This window comes from Thalassotalea sp. HSM 43, assembly GCF_004752005.1.
Classification (GTDB): Bacteria; Pseudomonadota; Gammaproteobacteria; order Enterobacterales; family Alteromonadaceae; genus Thalassotalea_A.
Map to the genome: position 1 here is coordinate 2,701,195 of NZ_CP038493.1, position 18,144 is coordinate 2,719,338.

Consider the following 18,144-nt stretch of genomic DNA (forward strand, 5'->3'; position numbering starts at 1 on the left):
CGAGTTTTCGTCAGGATTCGGGACCCCATGTATTATGTCTGATGCAATCGAAATGAGTTTAGATGGCGTAGAGCAACTGCCATTAAGACGCTTTACCGAAGATGCTTACCTGAATTATTCCATGTACGTCATTATGGATCGTGCTTTGCCACACATTGGTGATGGTTTGAAGCCGGTACAACGTCGTATTGTTTATGCGATGAGTGAGCTTGGCTTAAATGCTGCGGCGAAATATAAAAAATCAGCCCGTACCGTTGGTGATGTGTTGGGTAAATTTCACCCACATGGTGATTCTGCCTGTTATGAAGCCATGGTGTTAATGGCGCAACCGTTCTCTTATCGTTACCCTTTGGTTGATGGCCAAGGTAACTGGGGTGCGCCTGATGATCCTAAATCATTCGCAGCGATGCGATATACCGAAGCCAAATTATCAAAATTTGCCGAAGTCTTATTATCTGAATTAGGTCAAGGCACAGTTGATTGGTCGCCAAACTTTGATGGCACCATGAAGGAGCCTAAAACCCTTCCAGCGCGTTTACCTCATATTCTGTTAAACGGCATAACCGGTATCGCTGTTGGTATGGCGACAGATATTCCGCCACATAATGTGCGTGAATTGGCCGATGCGTGTGTGCATTTAATTGAGCAACCTAAAGCCGAAATAAGCGATTTATTGCAATTCGTAAAGGCACCTGATTACCCAACTGATGCGGAAATCATTACCCCAAGCGAAGAGATTGCTAAGATTTATCAAACCGGTCGCGGCAGCATTAAAATGCGTGCCGTGTTCGATATGGAGCAGGGCGATATCGTTATTAGCGCGTTGCCACATCAAGCTTCTGGCGCCAAGATTCTTGAGCAAATCGCGCAGCAAATGCAAGCCAAAAAATTACCTATGGTTGTCGATTTACGCGACGAGTCAGATCATGAAAATCCGACTCGTTTGGTTGTCGTACCGCGGTCAAACCGAGTTGATGTTGAGCAACTGATGGCGCATTTATTTGCCACTACAGACTTGGAAAAGAACTATCGCGTTAACTTAAACATGCTAGGTTTGGATAACCGTCCTGCGGTTAAGAACTTAAAGCAAATCTTGTCAGAATGGTTGGAGTTTCGACGTGAAACCATTCGTCGTCGCTTGCAGTACCGATTAGACAAAGTATTAGCGCGTTTACATATCTTAGATGGCTTATTGATTGCTTATCTAAACATTGATGAAGTCATTGCCATTATACGTGAATACGATGATGCCAAGGGTGAGTTAATGTCGCGCTATGGTTTGAGTAAAATTCAAGCCGACGCCATTCTCGAAATCAAGTTACGTCAACTTGCCAAACTGGAAGAAATTAAGATTCGCAGTGAGCAAGATGAGCTTGCTAAAGAACGCGAACACCTTGAAAAAATTCTTGGTTCAAAAGCACGCCTTAATACGCTGATGAAAAAAGAGATCTTAAAGGCGGCTGAAGACTATGGTGATGACCGACGCTGTATGCTGGTTGAGCGCAGTGAAGCTAAAGCATTAAATGAAAAAGACTTGATGCCATCAGAGCCAGTGACGGTTGTGGTCTCAGAGAAAGGCTGGGCAAGGGCTGCAAAAGGCCATGATATCGATGCAGCTGCGTTAAGTTATAAAGCGGGTGACACATACTTATGCAGTGCCAAAGGCCGCAGTAATAACCCGGCGGTGTTTATTGACTCATCTGGTCGAGCCTTTGCCACCGATGCGCATACTTTGCCATCGGCTCGCTCACAAGGCGAACCATTAACAGGCCGTTTTAATTTGAGCGCTGGTGAAACCTTTACTCAGGTGGTTATGGGTAACGATGAGCAAAAATTCTTGCTGTCCTCTGATAGTGGATATGGCTTTATCGGCTCGTTCGCCGATATGGTGTCGCGCAATAAAAACGGTAAAGCCTTATTGAGTTTGCCACAAGGTGCCAAAGTCATCCCACCTTCTGTGGTGGAAAACATTGATGAACAACTGTGTTTGTCGATCACCACTGAAGGGCGCATGCTATTGTTTCCGTTGGCGGATTTACCGCAGCTAAGTAAAGGTAAAGGTAATAAGATCATTAATATTCCGTCGGCTCGTGCTAAGAGTCGTGAAGAGTTTGTGACAATATTGGCCGTGGTCGATAATGAACAACCGGTGACCTTATTTGCGGGTAAGCGCAAGCTAACCTTAAAACCTGCCGATTTAGAGCATTACCGTGGTGAAAGAGGTCGACGTGGTAACAAATTACCTCGTGGATTGCAGCGCGTTGAACGAATAATTGTCGGTGTCGAAGACTGATATAACACGTCAAGTGAATAAGGGCAGCGTCGCTGCCCTTTTTATTTTGTGCAGCAATTAATCACTAATTGTTAATAGGGTTTCGCAACGAACCCTAAATATGTGTATAATTCGCAACCTGAAATTTAGCTTTTGAGGTTTTTTCTGTGCTGGCTGTATTGCGCGTTATCTTTATTTGTATTGCTTTGGTGGTGATTTTTCTTACATCAATGGTGCTTTGTGTTGTTCGTCCTTTTCACCGAAATAACGTTCACGATACCGCATCATTTATCGGCAAAATTGCGATTATTCTTGGTATTAAAGTTGAGATAAGACGACCTAAAAGTCTTGATAAAATCGGTCCGGTTGTTTACGTTGCCAACCATCAAAATTCCTACGATGTGTTTACCGTTAGTGCGTCATTGCCAAAAGGTACGGTAAGCATTGGTAAGAAGAGCCTTAAGTGGATTCCATTATTCGGACAAATGTATTGGTTTACCGGTAACATCTTGATTGATCGTGGTAATCGCTCAAAAGCGCACGGTACGATTGCATCATCAGCAGAAAAAATTAAAGAACGAAATATCTCGGTATGGTTGTTTCCAGAAGGGACTCGCAGTTACGGTCGCGGTCTACTACCATTTAAAGCGGGCGCATTCCACACAGCGGCTTTAGCGAACGTGCCTGTGGTGCCAGTATGTGTCAGTAACACCCATGATATGGTTAAACTTAATCGTTGGAATAACGGTAAGATGATCATTGAATTTCAAGAGCCAATCAATGTCGAAGGCAGCCAACGTGAATACATACGTCACTTTGCCAATGACACTCGTGTCTTGATGATGGAACGAATTAAAGAGCTGAGCGTCGAAGCCGGTAACCCATTTGAGAATCTACCCGTGGTAGAGAAAAAAGCAGGATAGTGTAATGAGCGAAACAAGCGTGGATTTAACCGACGAGCAAAAAGCTGAACTGCAAGAATGGTATGCCCATACCGATGCCTTGATTAATGAGCTGCTAGAAGATGGCACGAATGATGATGCGGTGCATACCATAGAACATCACTTTTCCTGTTCAAACTTTGATACCTTAGAAGCAGCGGCTATCAGTGCCTTTAAAGAGGGCATGGAAGTTGAAGAGCCGGAAGAAGCGGAGCTTGAAAACGGCGCTCGTGTGTTTGCTTTCGACGTGATTACAGAACAATATCTTGATGATGACGTGCTGAAGAAAGAAACACTGCACATGTTTGAATTCGCCCAACGTTGTAATATTGATTACGATGGCTGGGGCACCTATTTCGAAGAATAATTGCAATCCTAGCATCATAAAAAAGGCTGTTATTACAGCCTTTTTTATTGCTTAAAAATCGTAACTCAAGCCGACAATAAACAGTATGTCAGTTTGCTCAGGTATATTGCCGTCTTCATCTGGTATCGGCTGGTCAACATGATCAACAATGGCCTTTAAATCAATGTCGAAATCGCTGAGTACTTCGATTTCGATGCCCGTTTCTAAATGATGTATAACTTTACCTGACTCTTCAGAGACAAATTTGGCGCTGTAAATAAATACATATTCAATGTCATCGGTGAGGTCCCGCTCATACATGGTACCAAGCAAAATAACCGGTGAGGTATCATCGTCTTTTTCGCCCTCATCAACTTTATTGAACCGAGTGTACTGGATACTTGGACCAGCATAGATATCCCATTTGAAATCCGCTTCATCATAGAGAATATAACCAGCAGCGACACCGGTGGTTACTTGGTATTCAATGTTCTTAAATTCGTCGGTATAGTATTCAAAAGATGGTAAGCGAAAAAAGAATCGGCGCGAATAAAACCAGTCAAATGACGCATTAAAGCGATGATTTTCTTCGGTTTTTACATTGCTACCGGTGTCAGGATCTTCGACTTCTGAAAATATGCCGGTATAGGCTAGCAAGGTTCGGGTAATCGAGGTTAAACGAGTCGCACTGGCCTGCGCTGTGTAGTCAAAGCGCTCCGAGTTACCGCTTTTAAAGTTCATACCGATGCTGATATCACCATCCCACAAACTATCACCACTTTTCTCTGAAGGGGCTATCGACAGTAACATAATGCGTGGAAAGCTTACGTCAGGTTGATTGATGAATTTGATTTTATCTTCGGTGATCAATAATTGGCCGTGGGCGATAAGGCCATCGTCCATACGAATGCTCATCACTGAATTGGTTCGGATTTGCGCAATATCCTTCATCTTGATATTAACGAGACCAACTTCATCACTGTCAAATTCGACGGTGTCTTGATACATGGAAATCAGTTCGCCGCCTAATAGCTCGCCTTTTTTAAGCAGTATCCAGTCCCATTTTTGCGGAATAGCTGGCACGTCAATAGGCCAATCTGGTACAGCCGGTTTATTGTCGGTTGTCTGTTCTTGGAAAGCGTTTGATGATGGCGAGTAAAGCGCAAATATGATCAGTAACGTACCTAGCAATGTAGCTAAAGCGTTCATACGACAAACTCAGTTATTATATTTTATTATGGTCACTCAATTTAATGTAGCACTTGCAATGGGCAAAAAAAAGTCAGCATATAAAATGCTGACTTTTCAATGGTTGCAATCGCGTTGATGTTACATGTTGGCGATAGACAGCTTTTGTTCTTCAAGCTTGGCCAATGTCGCTTCCGCTTCAGCCAGTTTGTCGCGCTCTTTAGCAATTACCGCTTCAGGTGCTTTACTGACGAAGTTGTCATTGCTTAGTTTGCCGCGTGTGCGCTGAACGTCTTTTTCAATTTTCTCAATTGATTTATTAAGACGTGCAAGCTCGGCTTCGACATCAATTAAGCCTGCCATCGGAATAAGTACGCTCATCTCACCAACAACAGCCGTTGCAGATGCTGGGCCTTGCTCGTCATCGGCTAGAATATCAATGCTTTCTAGCTTGGCTAAGGCGCTTAAGAATTGGCTGTTTTGTTGCAAGCGGCGCTCATCGTCAGCGTTAACGTTTTTCACCAATACCGGTAATGGCTTGCTTGGCGCAATATCCATTTCACCGCGAATATTACGAATCGCTACGATAAACTGCTTAAGCCACTCAACATCGCTAATCGCTTGCTCATCAACCTGTGCTGCATCAAATTGCGGGTACGCTTGTACCATGATGCTGTCGTCGTTAACGTCAGCCTTGGTAAGCGGTGCAACACGTTGCCAAATGGTTTCGGTGATGTACGGCATGATTGGGTGCATAAGACGCAATAACGCTTCTAACACGTTGACCATGGTATGGCGAGTACCACGTTGCTCGGCTTCACTGCCTTTGAAAATGACCGGCTTGGTTAATTCAAGATACCAATCACAGAACTGGTTCCAAGTGAATTCATATAATGCCTGGGCGGCAATATCAAAACGGAAGCTATCAAATGCTTGATGCACGGCTTTAACGGTATTTTCAAACTGGCCAATGATCCAGCGATCCGCGAGTGACAACACCATGTCTTTATTTTCAAGACCACAGTCATGCTCTTCAGTATTCATTAATACATAGCGACTGGCGTTCCACAGCTTGTTGGTAAAGTTACGGTAACCTTCCAAGCGTTTCATATCCCAGTTGATGTCACGTCCTGTAGACGCAACCGCAGCTAAGGTGAAACGCAGGGCATCGGTACCATGGGCTTCAATACCAGCAGGGAACTCTTTTTTGGTCAGCTTAGTTATCTTTTCTTTTAACTTTGGCTGCATCATGTTGCCAGTGCGCTTTTCAAGTAGATCATCAAGCTCGATACCGTCAATCATATCCAGAGGATCGATGACATTACCTTTTGATTTACTCATCTTGTCGCCGTTCTCATCACGAATAAGACCGGTTACATAGACTTTCTTAAATGGCACTTGCGGTGTACCTTCGTCGTCTTTAACAAAGTGCATGGTCATCATGATCATGCGGGCAACCCAGAAGAAAATAATATCGAAACCGGTTACCAGTACATCCGTTGAGTGGAATTGTTTTAGCGCATCGGTATCTTCTGGCCAACCTAAGGTTGAGAAGGTCCAAAGTGCTGACGAGAACCAGGTATCCAGTACATCGTCGTCTTGACGCAATACAGCATCAGCAGACAGGTTGTTTTGGCTGCGTACTTCGTCTTCGCTGCGACCAACATAGACATTGCCTTGTTCGTCATACCAAGCCGGAATACGATGACCCCACCACAATTGACGTGAGATACACCAATCTTGAATATCGCGCATCCAAGCAAAATACATATTTTCATATTGCTTAGGTACAAATTCAATATCGCCTTTTTCAACGGCATCTATCGCAGGCTTGGCTAATACATCAGCTCGTACATACCACTGATCAGTCAAAAATGGTTCAATCACAACACCACTGCGGTCACCGTATGGTACCGTCAGATCATGGTCTTTAATTTCATCAAGCAAGCCCAACTGTTCAAATTCGGCAACGATTTGCTTACGCGCTGCAAAGCGCTCAAGGCCAGCATAAGATTCTGGTAATGCATCGCTGCATGCGTCTGAGGCTTCACCGTTTACATCAAATACTTCAGCTTTGCTCAATATGTTGGCATCAACATCAAAAATGTTGATCATTGGTAAGTTATGACGCTTACCGACTTCGTTATCGTTAAAGTCATGGGCAGGGGTGATTTTTACACAACCTGTGCCTTTGTCCATATCAGCGTGTTCATCACCAACAATTGGAATCAAACGATTAACGATAGGCAATAGGATATTCTTACCGATAAGATCTTGGTAACGCGGATCTTCTGGGTTTACCGCAACACCGGTGTCACCCAGCATGGTTTCTGGTCGCGTTGTTGCAACCACAATGTAGTCTTTGCCATCAGCAGTTTTTACGCCATCCGCAAGCGGGTAGCGGAAATGCCACATGTGGCCCTTCTTATCCTTGTTCTCAACTTCTAAATCAGAAATTGCGGTGTGCAATTTTGGATCCCAGTTGACCAGTCGCTTACCACGATAGATTAAATCGTCTTGATAAAGTCGAACAAACACCTCTTGTACAGCATTGCTCATGCCGTCGTCCATGGTAAAGCGTTCACGAGACCAATCGATAGAGTTACCTAAGCGACGCATCTGTTGACCAATGGTGCCACCTGAGTGCGCTTTCCAGTCCCAGATTTTATCGATAAAGGCGTCACGTCCATAGTCGTGGCGAGTTTTATTTTCTTCTGCCGCAATTTTGCGCTCAACCACCATTTGCGTGGCGATGCCGGCGTGATCGGTACCCGATTGCCACAAGGTGTTTTTACCTTGCATGCGCTGATAGCGAATCAATGAGTCCATAATGGTTTGTTGGAAGGCGTGGCCCATATGCAGGCTACCAGTAACATTTGGTGGTGGGATAGCAATACAGTAGCCATCACCTTTACCGGTTGGTGCAAAATAACCTTTTTCTTCCCAGGCTGTATACATAGCCTGTTCAATAGCCGAAGGATTAAACGTTTTTTCCATGATTTTCTTACAATTCTTTGCTTGTTAGGCCGACTCAGTTGCCAATTGGCAACCCGCTTGTTGATAGCTGCGATATCGCTGGCGAGCTTGTTGCTTTAAGCCATCGTCGGCAGGGACAAAATCTAAAATTTGTTTGAACTGGCCAGCAAACGCGGGAACGTTTGTGGCCAGGTTTACTAATACGTGTCTTTGATTGGTTGGCGCTTGCCAACTGATTTCGACGGGAGAACCAGACTCCAGCCCTTCGCCAGGCAGGTTGTGAGGAACAAAGCTGTCGCTATCAAACGACCACAACAGCTCGTCGATTTTGTGCGCATCACCTTGTGAGTCACAAAAAATAAACACTCGCTTATTTTGCCTGTATAGGCTGGCGACTTTTTCACACGCCAGACGCAGGTGATCTTGGGCGCTTGCATCGAGTACGCTAAAGATTACCTGAGTCGTCATATTACTCACCTTGTTCCTGACCGCTGCGGTTTAACAAGAATTGAGTCAACATGCTTACTGGACGACCGGTTGCACCTTTTTTCGCACCACCGCGCCATGCTGTACCTGCAATATCAAGATGGGCCCAGTTATATTTCTTGGTAAATCGAGCTAAGAAACAAGCGGCAGTAATGGTACCCGCTGCGCGTCCACCTAGGTTGGTGAAATCAGCAAATGGGCTTTCTAACTGCTCTTGGTATTCATCCCATAACGGTAAACGCCACGCGCGGTCGCCACTTTGATCCGATGCGTTAAGCAATTCGTGAGCAAGTGGGTTATGTGAACTCAATAGACCGGTTGCATGAGCACCTAAGGCAATAACACAGGCGCCGGTTAGGGTAGCAACATCGATGACCGTGTCTGGCTCGAAGCGCTCAACATAGGTTAATGCGTCACATAAAACCAAGCGACCTTCGGCATCAGTATTTAACACTTCAACCGTTTGACCAGACATGGTGGTTAAGATGTCACCTGGACGATAGGCATTGCCACCAGGCATGTTTTCACAACCGGCCAAAACACCAATAACATTGATTGGCAGGTCAAGTTCGGCCAATGCGTGCATAGCACCTAATACACCGGCAGCACCGCCCATATCGTACTTCATCTCATCCATTGCCTCACCAGGCTTGATAGAGATACCGCCAGAATCAAAGGTTAGACCTTTACCGACCAGCACAATTGGTTTGCTGTCATCGTTAGCGCCTTTGTAATTGATGATGGTCATCAAGGATTCATTGACACTGCCACGACCAACGGCTAGGTATGAACCCATACCCAGTTTTTCCATTTGTTGTTCGCCGATAACATCAACGCTGATTTTGTCGTTGATCTCGGTTAACTGCTGACCACGTTCGGCAAGATACGCAGGGTTACAAATATTTGGTGGCATATTGGCAACATCTTTACACGATGTCATGCCGCTAGAGATAGCTAAGCCATGTGCGACTGCGCGTTCACCAATAGGCAATTCGCGACGAGTCGGGACGTTAAATACGATTTTACGTAGAGGACGACGGGCTTCTTCTTTACGCGTTTTCAGCTGATTGAAGCTATACAGACAATCTTGTGTCGCTTCGACCGCTTGGCGTACTTTCCAATAAGTATCACGACCTTTAACGTGCAGCTCAGATAAGAAGCAAACCGCTTCCATTGAACCTGTTTCATTCAAGGTGTTGATGGTTTTGCTGATGATTTGGCGATACTGGCGCTCGTCCAATTCACGCTCTTTACCACAGCCAACCAAAAGAACTCGTTCAGACAGGACATTTGGTACTTGGTGTAATAACAACATTTGCCCTGGTTTACCTTCCAGGTCACCGCGGCGTAACAAATTAGAAATGTAGCCACCGCTAATGTCATCTAGTTGCTCAGCAACCGCACTTAGGCGACGTGGCTCGTATACACCGACGACAATACAGGCACTACGCTGCTTTTCCGGGCTGCCACTTTTTACACTGAACTCCATGAACACTCCTATTTAATGCTTAATTGTTGGTTTTTGACCACTTTTTTGTTTATCAACTTGCTAAAAACAACGTGGAAACGATAGACTATTTAGCGTCATTTTAAATTCTTTGCGCTATTATTAGATCTAGTAATTATAGCTAGATATTACGCGTCTTTAGGAATTATTGAGACAACGGCCAAAAACGAATGACTTATAAAAATGAGTAGTTTACTCAAAATTTGAGCGGTTGTCAGAAAAAAACAAAGTTTTTTGGGTTAATTTTGTGATTATTTTTCGATATTTATTAAATGAAGTTGGTCGCACTCAATTGGGTGTATTTTTTGTATTAATGACCATCTTTATCAGTCAAAAATTTGTACGTATTCTCGACGATGCCTCTGATGGGGATTTTCCTGCAGAGATGATTTTGACTTTCATGGGGCTGACAATTCCGCACTTAATGGGTGTGATGCTGCCTCTTAGTCTGTTTCTTGGTATTTTACTCGCTTATGGGCGTATTTATGCCGAAAACGAAATGACGGTTTTACATGCCTGCGGGGTCAGTGAATGGTATGTGGTTCGCATCACCTTAGTGTTGGCGGTGGTGACAAGTTTGGTCACTGGGCTATTTACCTTGTACTTGTCGCCATTAGCGCAAGAAAAGGAATACCAAGTCAAAGAACAGCTGTCTAAAGATATCGGTTTGACCGCGTTGACCGCAGGTCGGTTCCAAAAAACCAGCAACGATGAAGCCGTTGTTTTTATTGAAGATATTAACGATAAAAATGAACTGCGAAATGTATTTGTCGCGCAATTGCCAAAAGACGAAAGCGGCAGACAAGACATGATTAACGTTATCTTTGCCAAAACCGGTAAAGTAACCGAAGACGAAACCGGCGCGCAAAAGCTGATCATGAGCGAAGGTAATCGCTACCAGAAAAATAATCTGACCACAGAATTCGAAAGTATGGAATTTGCCGGTTATCAGATGAAAATACAAGACCAAAAAGTCGAAGAAAAACGGCGAAAACTCAGTGCCATACCAACCTCGGATCTAATCGGTCGCGATGATTTTGAAGCCCAAGCTGAATTGCAATGGCGGATGTCATTTCCAATTACGGTACTTATCTTAACCCTAATAGCGGTGCCTTTGAGTGTGGTCAATCCACGGCAGGGTAAGTTCGCCAAAATGTTCCCCGCTTTGATGCTGTTTTTGATTTACTATTTGCTGCTTACCAGTGCCCGCTCGGCAATGGATGATGGCAAAATTGCCCCGGCAGTTGGCTTGTGGCCCATTCATCTAACGGCGTTGTTTGTTGGTTGGATGTTGTTACTGAAAAGTCGAGGTAGCGGTAAAAAATTAAAAGCTCGATTGAAACGAGGCAACGCATAATGAAGATCCTAGATTTATACATAGGTCGCGTCATTGCCATGACCACGTTTTTAACCTTATCAGTATTGGTCAGCATCAGTGGCATCATCAAGTTTGTTGAACAAATGCGTGCCGTTGGTCGTGGTAATTATGACTTGCTTGATGCGGCATTATTTGCCTTTTATTCAGTCCCTCGTGATGTGGAAATTTTCTTTCCAATGGCGGCACTCGTGGGTGGTCTTATCGGTCTTGGTATGATGGCCAGCAATTCAGAGTTGGTGGTTATGCAAGCCGCTGGTTTATCGAAGCTACAAATCATTAAATCGGTGATGAAAAGTGCGGCGGTATTGATTGTATTAAGTATGGCTATTGGTGAGTTTTTAGCGCCGCAGGGTGAAGCCAAAGCTCGTGAAATACGTGCCCAAGCGATATCGGAGGGCAGCCTGATATCGGCGAAAAATGGCGTATGGGCCAAAGATGGCGAGTTAATCGTGCATATTACTGAAGTCGCAGATACCGGCACTTTAAAAAACTTGTCGATGTACAAGTTCAGTGATGAGCGCAAGATGGAGCGTTGGTTGAGTGCGAAAAGTGCCAGTTGGCTCAATGAACAATGGCAACTTAATGAGATCGAAGTTTCCACCTTTGGCGAGGAAAAAATTGATACCGAACATATAGACTCTCAAATGTGGCAGTCTAGTTTGACGCCAGAAAAGTTAGGTGTGGTGACGGTAAAACCTGAAGCGTTATCGTTACAAGGCTTGGTTAGCTACCTAGATTATCTAGAAGAAAACAAACAAGATACCAGTCGTTATATGTTGGCATTTTGGCGCAAGTTAATGCAGCCATTTACCGTGGCGGTGATGTTATTGGTTGCCTTGTCGTATATTTTCGGACCGTTGCGAAGTGTGTCTATGGGGGCACGTATCATGATGGGTATTGGTACCGGCATCGCATATGATTTTATTAATCGTATGTTTGGCTCGTTTAGCCAAACCTTCAATATGCCACCATTTTTGGGAGCGGTATTACCCAGCTTACTGTTTGTGGTTATTGCCGTATATTTACTGAGGCGAAAAGTGTAGCGTTAGCCGGCGTGAGTTAATTGCTTTAAGCGACAAAAAAAGACGGCTAATGCCGTCTTTTTTATGTTCTAAACCAAACGTTTAGCACATCGTCTGACTAGCCCATAGCCGCGCGATTCGCTTCGACGCTGAGCACGACAACTTCGGTGTCGGTCATTCGGTCTTGTAAACTCAATTTGTTTTTACGATCAAATAACACCCAAAAGTTACCCAGCCCTAATAAGGTAAATAACAGGCGCTTGCAGCCAGTGGCTTTATTTATTGGCGAACCATCTTGATGTTGTACCAGTAATCGCCATGCGCGCATCCCTATGGTTTGCCCCGCTTTGGCCCAAAAATAGACAAAAAAGAAGCCCACCCAAAACAACTTCCATGCTTCGTTTAAGGTAACGTAAAACCAATGCGAATTGAGCAAATCAATCGCATGTGCATAGCCTTGCGAGTCAATAATGCCTTGATCAAACAAATACAGATAGGGGACAGAGACAATAAACCCTGCCAACATGTAGACGGCAACAGCCATTAAAAAATCATAAATGTAAGAGCCCAGTCGGCGTCTGAAACCTGCCCGTGGAAATGGTTTGCTCATACTCAGTCCATCAATGCATTGTAAAATTGGCGAAAGTGTATCATTGTCTGTAGCAAAGCGAAATATGTGTCCATATCTCGACAATAACAAAGGAGTCGACATTGCTAAAACAATTGGAATTAAAAATACCGCCGTTGCTGGTCTTAATTATCGCTATGATCGTCTTATACATATTGCCTGATATCTCGATATTAGCGGCCTCAACGACTGCGCTACATTACTTACATGTTGCGGCCATTGTGTTGTCGGTGTTAGCACTAACGATTGTCTTGTTAGCGGTACTCGGCTTTAGGCAACAACACACGACAGTCGACCCTACACAGCCAAATAAAACCGAGGCCTTGGTGGTCAATGGTATTTATCGTTTGAGTCGCAACCCGATGTATCTGGCGTTTTTGTTGCTGCTTATTGCTTTTGGCTTGTGGCTTAATACGCTGGGCATAATCCCCATAGCGATTGCTTTTATCGTTTACCTGACGCGTTGGCAGATCATGCCTGAAGAAAGCTTTTTGCGGCAAAAATTTGGCGCCGATTACGAGCAATATTGTCGGCAGGTAAGGCGTTGGCTGTAAAGGGGGCAAGTCAACAAATCTCAGCAAGCTAAGCGAAGGCGTATTACACTTAACTACTGACAAGGTGGTTATCTAACAGGGCTTGTTTGTGCTGAAATTCAATGGCTTACAATTAAATCTAGTATTGTTATTGGTGATTTTTATGGCTGCCAATAGCAAAGTCAGTCATGGCACTGAGGTGGCAATTGGTTTGCAGCGTTACGTGCCGCTTAATCAACATGTCGAATTTGATGGTTTACTGTTTGCCGCAAAATACGACATCAAACAGCACTGGCAATTGTTTGCCGACTTTGAATTCTTGCAAGAGGAAGTCGACAATAACGATTTCACACTGTCACGGCAGTTATGGGGTGTTAGCTATCATTTTAATTGGCCCATTGCGCTGCAGTGGACGCTGAGCCTCGGCGGTCATCATCAACAACTCGACTTTGACGGTGTAGAATTTGATAGTGAAGAAAACGACTCCTCATTTTTAGCGCAATTAGAAAGCGAATACGCGATTAGCGACAATCACTATGCAGGCCTGCGCTTTCGTTATTATCAAATTTTTGACAATGACCGATACGATATTGGCTTGTCTTATCAATATCAATTAAACCATCATTGGCGCTTACGTTTGTTAACCGAACTTGGCTATGACAATAAATTCAACCATGATACCAATCGCTATAATATCGAAGCGCATTTTCGCTTTTAGCTAGTGTTGCTAGGACATTTATTTATATAGCATTTGTTTATGTAGCCCTTGTCTATGTAGCTTTGGTTAATTAAAGAGCCAGCTTAAACATGATCTGTTCAGAGCTGCTGGTCAAAGGAATGATCCAAATTTGTGCTCGCTGTACATAGAGCGCAAATCCTCCGGCTTTAGATGCGGCATAATAGCTATGCTTACCACAGTCAATATCGCGCAATGTTTTACCCGCGGCGCCACTGATAACAAACTGCGGCACATTGTCTTTCACTAAATATTCCAAATTATGGTCATGGCCTGCCAAATAAAGCGCTGTTTGATATTGCTTTAACATGTCGTAAAAAATCCCCGTTAATGCATCGTTATTGCCATGTGAGCCATTAGAGAAAATAGGATGGTGACCAAAGGCAATGATCACCGATTGTTGTTTACTCACTGTAGCAAAGGTATCCGCTAACCAGCTTATTTGCTCTGCTTGGACTGCGCCTTTGATAACCGGATCGGTATCCAGAGCAAGCAAATCAATGACTACACCGTCTTGTGTTAAGCGCTGATGATAATAATTATTGGCAAAGTTTAAGTTGTCGTGTTGTGCAAAGAAGCCTTTTAGCGCCCCTATGCTGCCATCGTAATCATGATTACCGGCAACAAGGTACCAAGGTAAACCACCATAGGATTTGGTAAAGTAAATATCTTTAAATCGACTGTCGGTATAAGGGTGGTCACTTGATGAGATGCCGGAAGGATAAAACACATCTCCAGTATGTATAATCGCATCGAAAGGGTAGTTTATATGGAAGTTTTCAAACAACTGCGCCGCTTGTTTTTGTTGTTCACCGCCAGTGCCTGTGTCGCCCATCACCAATAAGTGAATACCCGGCTGTGTATAAATCATCGGCTCAAAAGCGTAACTGGGGTCGACGCCAAGGTTGTCACACACGCCATCGCTAAGTTGTTTGGTGTTAATGTTATCCGCTTGGCTTGAGCCATCATCGGAACCACACGCTATCAGCAGCAACACTAAGCCGATAACACATATCTTTTTTAGACAGTCGTGGAGTCGACTGTTAAGCCAACAATTAATTCGCATTTTACCTCACCTGTAACAAGTGTAGACCTTGTCACAGGTTTCTAAAATTTCAGATGGCTAAAGAGGGGGCTAAGTGAATATTAATCGCTGATTTTGTTTTTAACTTCGGTAACGATGTGCCCATCTTCAACTTGTACATTGAGGATATCACCGGCATTGACTTGATCGGTGCGGCGAACAATCTGACCTTGCTGATCACGACTGATACTATAGCCTCGACCTATGGTGGCAAGTGGGCTCACTAAGTTTAGGTTTTGCGCCAACATCGACAAACGCATTTGCTTATTATCTTTGCTGTTGAACAAAGCACTTTTCAAACGCGCGCTAAGATCGTCAAGGTGATTGGCATGCAGCGCGAAATGTCTCGCTGGCGTTGCAAAAAGTAATCGCTGCGCTAACATCTGCTGAGTATTGGCTCGTTGTTGTTGGCGATCTTTAATTAAATTAACCAAGCGGATATGTAGGTCGTCAGACTTTTGCTGTTGCAGTCTTAATTGCGCGATAGGGCTTAATAAAGACAGTCGCTGCAATAATTGTTGCTGGCGATGGCGGTAACGGTGCACTACCGATTGCGCGGTCAGTTGCAAGCGTTGTTGCATGGTTTGAATTTGTCGGCGTTGAACACTGGTATCCTTAGACAACAGCTCAGCGGCTGCCGAAGGGGTTGGCGCACGCATGTCAGCGACGTAATCCGACAAGCTGGTATCGACCTCATGACCGACCGCACTGATGATTGGAATATCACAGTCAAAGATCGCTCTGACCACCACTTCTTCATTAAACGACCATAAGTCTTCTAACGAGCCACCGCCTCGACCGACAATAAGCGCGTCAACTTCGTCTCGCTCGTAAGCGGTATAGATCGCATCGGCAATTTGCTCGCTGCTGCCTTCACCTTGTACCAAGGTTGGGTAGATGATGACTTTGATGCCAGGGTTGCGACGTTTTAATACCTGCAAAATATCATGAACCGCGGCGCCGGTTGGCGAGGTGACCACACCTATGGTTTGCACATACTCTGGAATCGGTTGTTTGTAGCGTTGCTCAAATAAGCCTTCGGCTTGCAGTTGTGCTTTAAGTTGCTCGTATTTTTGTTGCAGTACGCCTTCACCCGCGTCTTGCATTTGCTCAATAATCAGTTGAAAGTCGCCGCGAGGTTCATACAGTGACACCCGCGCTTTCACCAGCACTTGTTTACCGTTTGCAGGCTTAATGCGCACGCTGCGGTTATTGCCTTTAAACATTGCACAGCGGACTTGAGATTTTGCATCTTTTAGCGATAAATACCAGTGACCGGAGCTTGCGGCGATAAAATTCGATATTTCACCACATAACCATACGACAGAGAGCTCAGATTCGAGAATATAACGTACTTTTTTAGTAAGCTCGCTGACCTGTAATATATGCTGTTTGGGGTTATTAAACATGTTTATTCTTTCGCTGATGTTAATTTTTCATAAAAAACGCAAGTTTTTCGCAAATTTCGGTTTACCTTAGATAACAAAGGCGATAAAATCCGACCGCAATATTTACTACTCCCACATAAGCGAGAATGTTGCCATGTTAAGAATAGCTCAAGAAGCCTTAACCTTTGATGATGTACTACTAGTACCTGCCCACTCGACAGTGTTACCTCACACTGCAGATATAAAAACCCAACTGACTAGCAAAATTCAATTGAATGTGCCAATTCTGTCTGCCTCTATGGATACCGTGACAGAAGCGCGCCTTGCTATTGCTCTTGCGCAAGAAGGTGGCCTTGGTTTTATTCACAAAAATATGACCGCTGCAGAGCAAGCGGCAAATGTACGTCAAGTTAAGAAATTTGAGTCTGGCATTGTGACAGATCCAGTAACTGTTCGTCCAGACGTTAGTATTCTAGAAGTATTGAAACTAGCTGACGAACTTAAGTTTTCAGGCTTCCCTGTTGTTGATGATAGCGACAGTTTAGTTGGCATTATCACCTCTCGTGACCTGCGCTTTGAAACAGACTTAAATAAGAAAGTATCTGAGTTGATGACTGGCAAAGACAAGCTAGTAACCGTGACGCAAGGTACCAGTCGTGAAGATATTCTCAACCTAATGCATGAAAACCGCATTGAGAAAATCCTACAGGTTGATGAACATTTTGCCTTGCAAGGTATGATCACCGTAAAAGATTTCCAAAAAGCTGAAAGCAAACCAAATGCGTGTAAAGACGAGTTCGGTCGTTTACGCGTTGGTGCGGCAGTAGGTGTTGGTGCCGGTACCGATGAGCGTATTGATGCTCTGGTTGCAGCTGGCGTTGATATTCTCCTTATCGATACCTCTCACGGTCACTCTCAAGGTGTACTTGATCGCGTTAAAGAAACTCGCACTAAGTACCCAGAGTTGCAAATTGTTGCCGGTAATATCGCGACTGCTGAAGGTGCAAAAGCACTAGCAGAAGCAGGTGCTAACGCGGTTAAAGTTGGTATCGGCCCAGGCTCAATCTGTACCACGCGTATCGTAACCGGTTGTGGTGTTCCACAAATTACCGCTATCTCTGAAGCAGTAAAAGGCACACAAGGTATGGACGTCACCATCATTGCCGATGGTGGTATTCGTTTCTCTGGTGATATCGTTAAAGCCCTAGTCGCAGGCGCTCACTGTGTCATGGTGGGTTCAATGCTTGCTGGTACTGAAGAAGCACCAGGTGAAGTTGAACTGTACCAAGGTCGTTACTACAAATCATACCGTGGTATGGGTAGCTTAGGTGCGATGAGCCAAAAAGAAGGTTCATCAGATCGCTACTTCCAGAAAAGTGATGGCGAAGCCGACAAATTGGTACCAGAAGGTATCGAAGGTCGCGTTGCCTATAAAGGTCCAATCTCAAATATTATCCATCAGCAACTAGGTGGTATTCGCAGTGCTATGGGTTTAACCGGTTCTGCTGACATTGAGACATTGCGTACTAAGCCACAGTTTGTTCGCGTAACCAGTGCTGGTATGGGTGAGTCTCACGTACATGATGTGACCATCACCAAAGAAGCGCCAAACTATCGTTTAGGTTAACCTGTCGTTAGTTTTTATTGGTTTAAAAATAT

15 protein-coding genes are annotated in these 18,144 nt (G+C 44.4%); 8 read left to right on the forward strand and 7 right to left on the reverse strand.

What is annotated here, in order from left to right:
* Positions 1–34 precede the first annotated feature (34 nt).
* The 3 genes from parC to rraB all read left to right on the forward strand — a co-directional run bounded on the left by parC (position 35) and on the right by rraB (position 3,580).
* Entirely contained in the window at positions 35–2,293 is a 2,259-nt protein-coding gene (gene parC, locus E2K93_RS11645; RefSeq protein WP_135439259.1) for a DNA topoisomerase IV subunit A, read from the forward strand.
* A 146-nt stretch (positions 2,294–2,439) separates the two neighbouring features.
* Positions 2,440–3,195, forward strand: a complete 756-nt coding sequence (locus E2K93_RS11650) for a 1-acylglycerol-3-phosphate O-acyltransferase (protein ID WP_135439260.1) — start codon at positions 2,440–2,442, stop codon at positions 3,193–3,195.
* A gap of 4 nt (positions 3,196–3,199) precedes the next feature.
* Positions 3,200–3,580, forward strand: a complete 381-nt coding sequence (gene rraB / locus E2K93_RS11655) for a ribonuclease E inhibitor RraB (RefSeq protein WP_228445286.1) — start codon at positions 3,200–3,202, stop codon at positions 3,578–3,580.
* A 51-nt stretch (positions 3,581–3,631) separates the two neighbouring features.
* Here the strand turns inward: rraB and E2K93_RS11660 are convergent, their stop codons facing one another.
* From E2K93_RS11660 to pepA, 4 genes are all read right to left on the reverse strand, one after another.
* Positions 3,632–4,768, reverse strand: coding sequence for a DUF481 domain-containing protein (locus tag E2K93_RS11660; RefSeq protein WP_135439261.1), 1,137 nt, complete (start codon positions 4,766–4,768; stop codon positions 3,632–3,634).
* Between the two features lie 120 nt (positions 4,769–4,888).
* Complete coding sequence (locus E2K93_RS11665; protein ID WP_135439262.1) at positions 4,889–7,744, reverse strand: valine--tRNA ligase; 2,856 nt, start codon at positions 7,742–7,744, stop codon at positions 4,889–4,891.
* 24 nt (positions 7,745–7,768) lie between these two features.
* On the reverse strand, positions 7,769–8,191 hold the full coding sequence (locus E2K93_RS11670; protein ID WP_135439263.1) for a DNA polymerase III subunit chi: 423 nt from the start codon (positions 8,189–8,191) through the stop codon (positions 7,769–7,771).
* Between the two features lies 1 nt (position 8,192).
* A complete protein-coding gene (gene pepA, locus E2K93_RS11675; RefSeq protein ID WP_135439264.1) occupies positions 8,193–9,698 on the reverse strand; it encodes a leucyl aminopeptidase in 1,506 nt (501 codons plus the stop codon).
* A gap of 265 nt (positions 9,699–9,963) precedes the next feature.
* Between pepA and lptF the strand changes: the two genes are divergently transcribed.
* Complete coding sequence (gene lptF, locus E2K93_RS11680) at positions 9,964–11,073, forward strand: LPS export ABC transporter permease LptF (protein ID WP_135439265.1); 1,110 nt, start codon at positions 9,964–9,966, stop codon at positions 11,071–11,073.
* Positions 11,070–12,137, forward strand: a complete 1,068-nt coding sequence (gene lptG / locus E2K93_RS11685) for an LPS export ABC transporter permease LptG (RefSeq protein WP_135439266.1) — start codon at positions 11,070–11,072, stop codon at positions 12,135–12,137. Before lptF ends, lptG begins: the two co-directional genes overlap by 4 nt.
* A gap of 97 nt (positions 12,138–12,234) precedes the next feature.
* On the opposite strand, the gene E2K93_RS11690 is transcribed toward lptG, so the two are convergent.
* Positions 12,235–12,726 carry an RDD family protein gene (locus E2K93_RS11690; RefSeq protein WP_189637757.1) on the reverse strand — a complete coding sequence of 164 codons (492 nt, stop codon included), beginning with the start codon at positions 12,724–12,726 and terminating at the stop codon, positions 12,235–12,237.
* A 101-nt stretch (positions 12,727–12,827) separates the two neighbouring features.
* On the opposite strand from E2K93_RS11690, the gene E2K93_RS11695 reads away from it, so the two are divergent.
* Positions 12,828–13,298 (forward strand): methyltransferase family protein, encoded by a 471-nt coding sequence (locus tag E2K93_RS11695; RefSeq protein WP_135439267.1) that lies wholly within the window; start codon positions 12,828–12,830, stop codon positions 13,296–13,298.
* Positions 13,299–13,386: 88 nt separating this feature from the next.
* A complete protein-coding gene (locus E2K93_RS11700) occupies positions 13,387–13,995 on the forward strand; it encodes an outer membrane beta-barrel protein (protein ID WP_135439268.1) in 609 nt (202 codons plus the stop codon).
* Positions 13,996–14,065: 70 nt separating this feature from the next.
* Here the strand turns inward: E2K93_RS11700 and E2K93_RS11705 are convergent, their stop codons facing one another.
* Both E2K93_RS11705 and xseA read right to left on the reverse strand, forming a co-directional pair.
* On the reverse strand, positions 14,066–15,079 hold the full coding sequence (locus tag E2K93_RS11705; protein ID WP_135439269.1) for a metallophosphoesterase: 1,014 nt from the start codon (positions 15,077–15,079) through the stop codon (positions 14,066–14,068).
* Between the two features lie 80 nt (positions 15,080–15,159).
* A complete protein-coding gene (gene xseA, locus E2K93_RS11710) occupies positions 15,160–16,506 on the reverse strand; it encodes an exodeoxyribonuclease VII large subunit (protein ID WP_135439270.1) in 1,347 nt (448 codons plus the stop codon).
* A gap of 133 nt (positions 16,507–16,639) precedes the next feature.
* Between xseA and guaB the strand changes: the two genes are divergently transcribed.
* Entirely contained in the window at positions 16,640–18,112 is a 1,473-nt protein-coding gene (gene guaB / locus E2K93_RS11715) for an IMP dehydrogenase (RefSeq protein WP_135439271.1), read from the forward strand.
* The last annotated feature ends 32 nt before the right edge of the window (positions 18,113–18,144 follow it).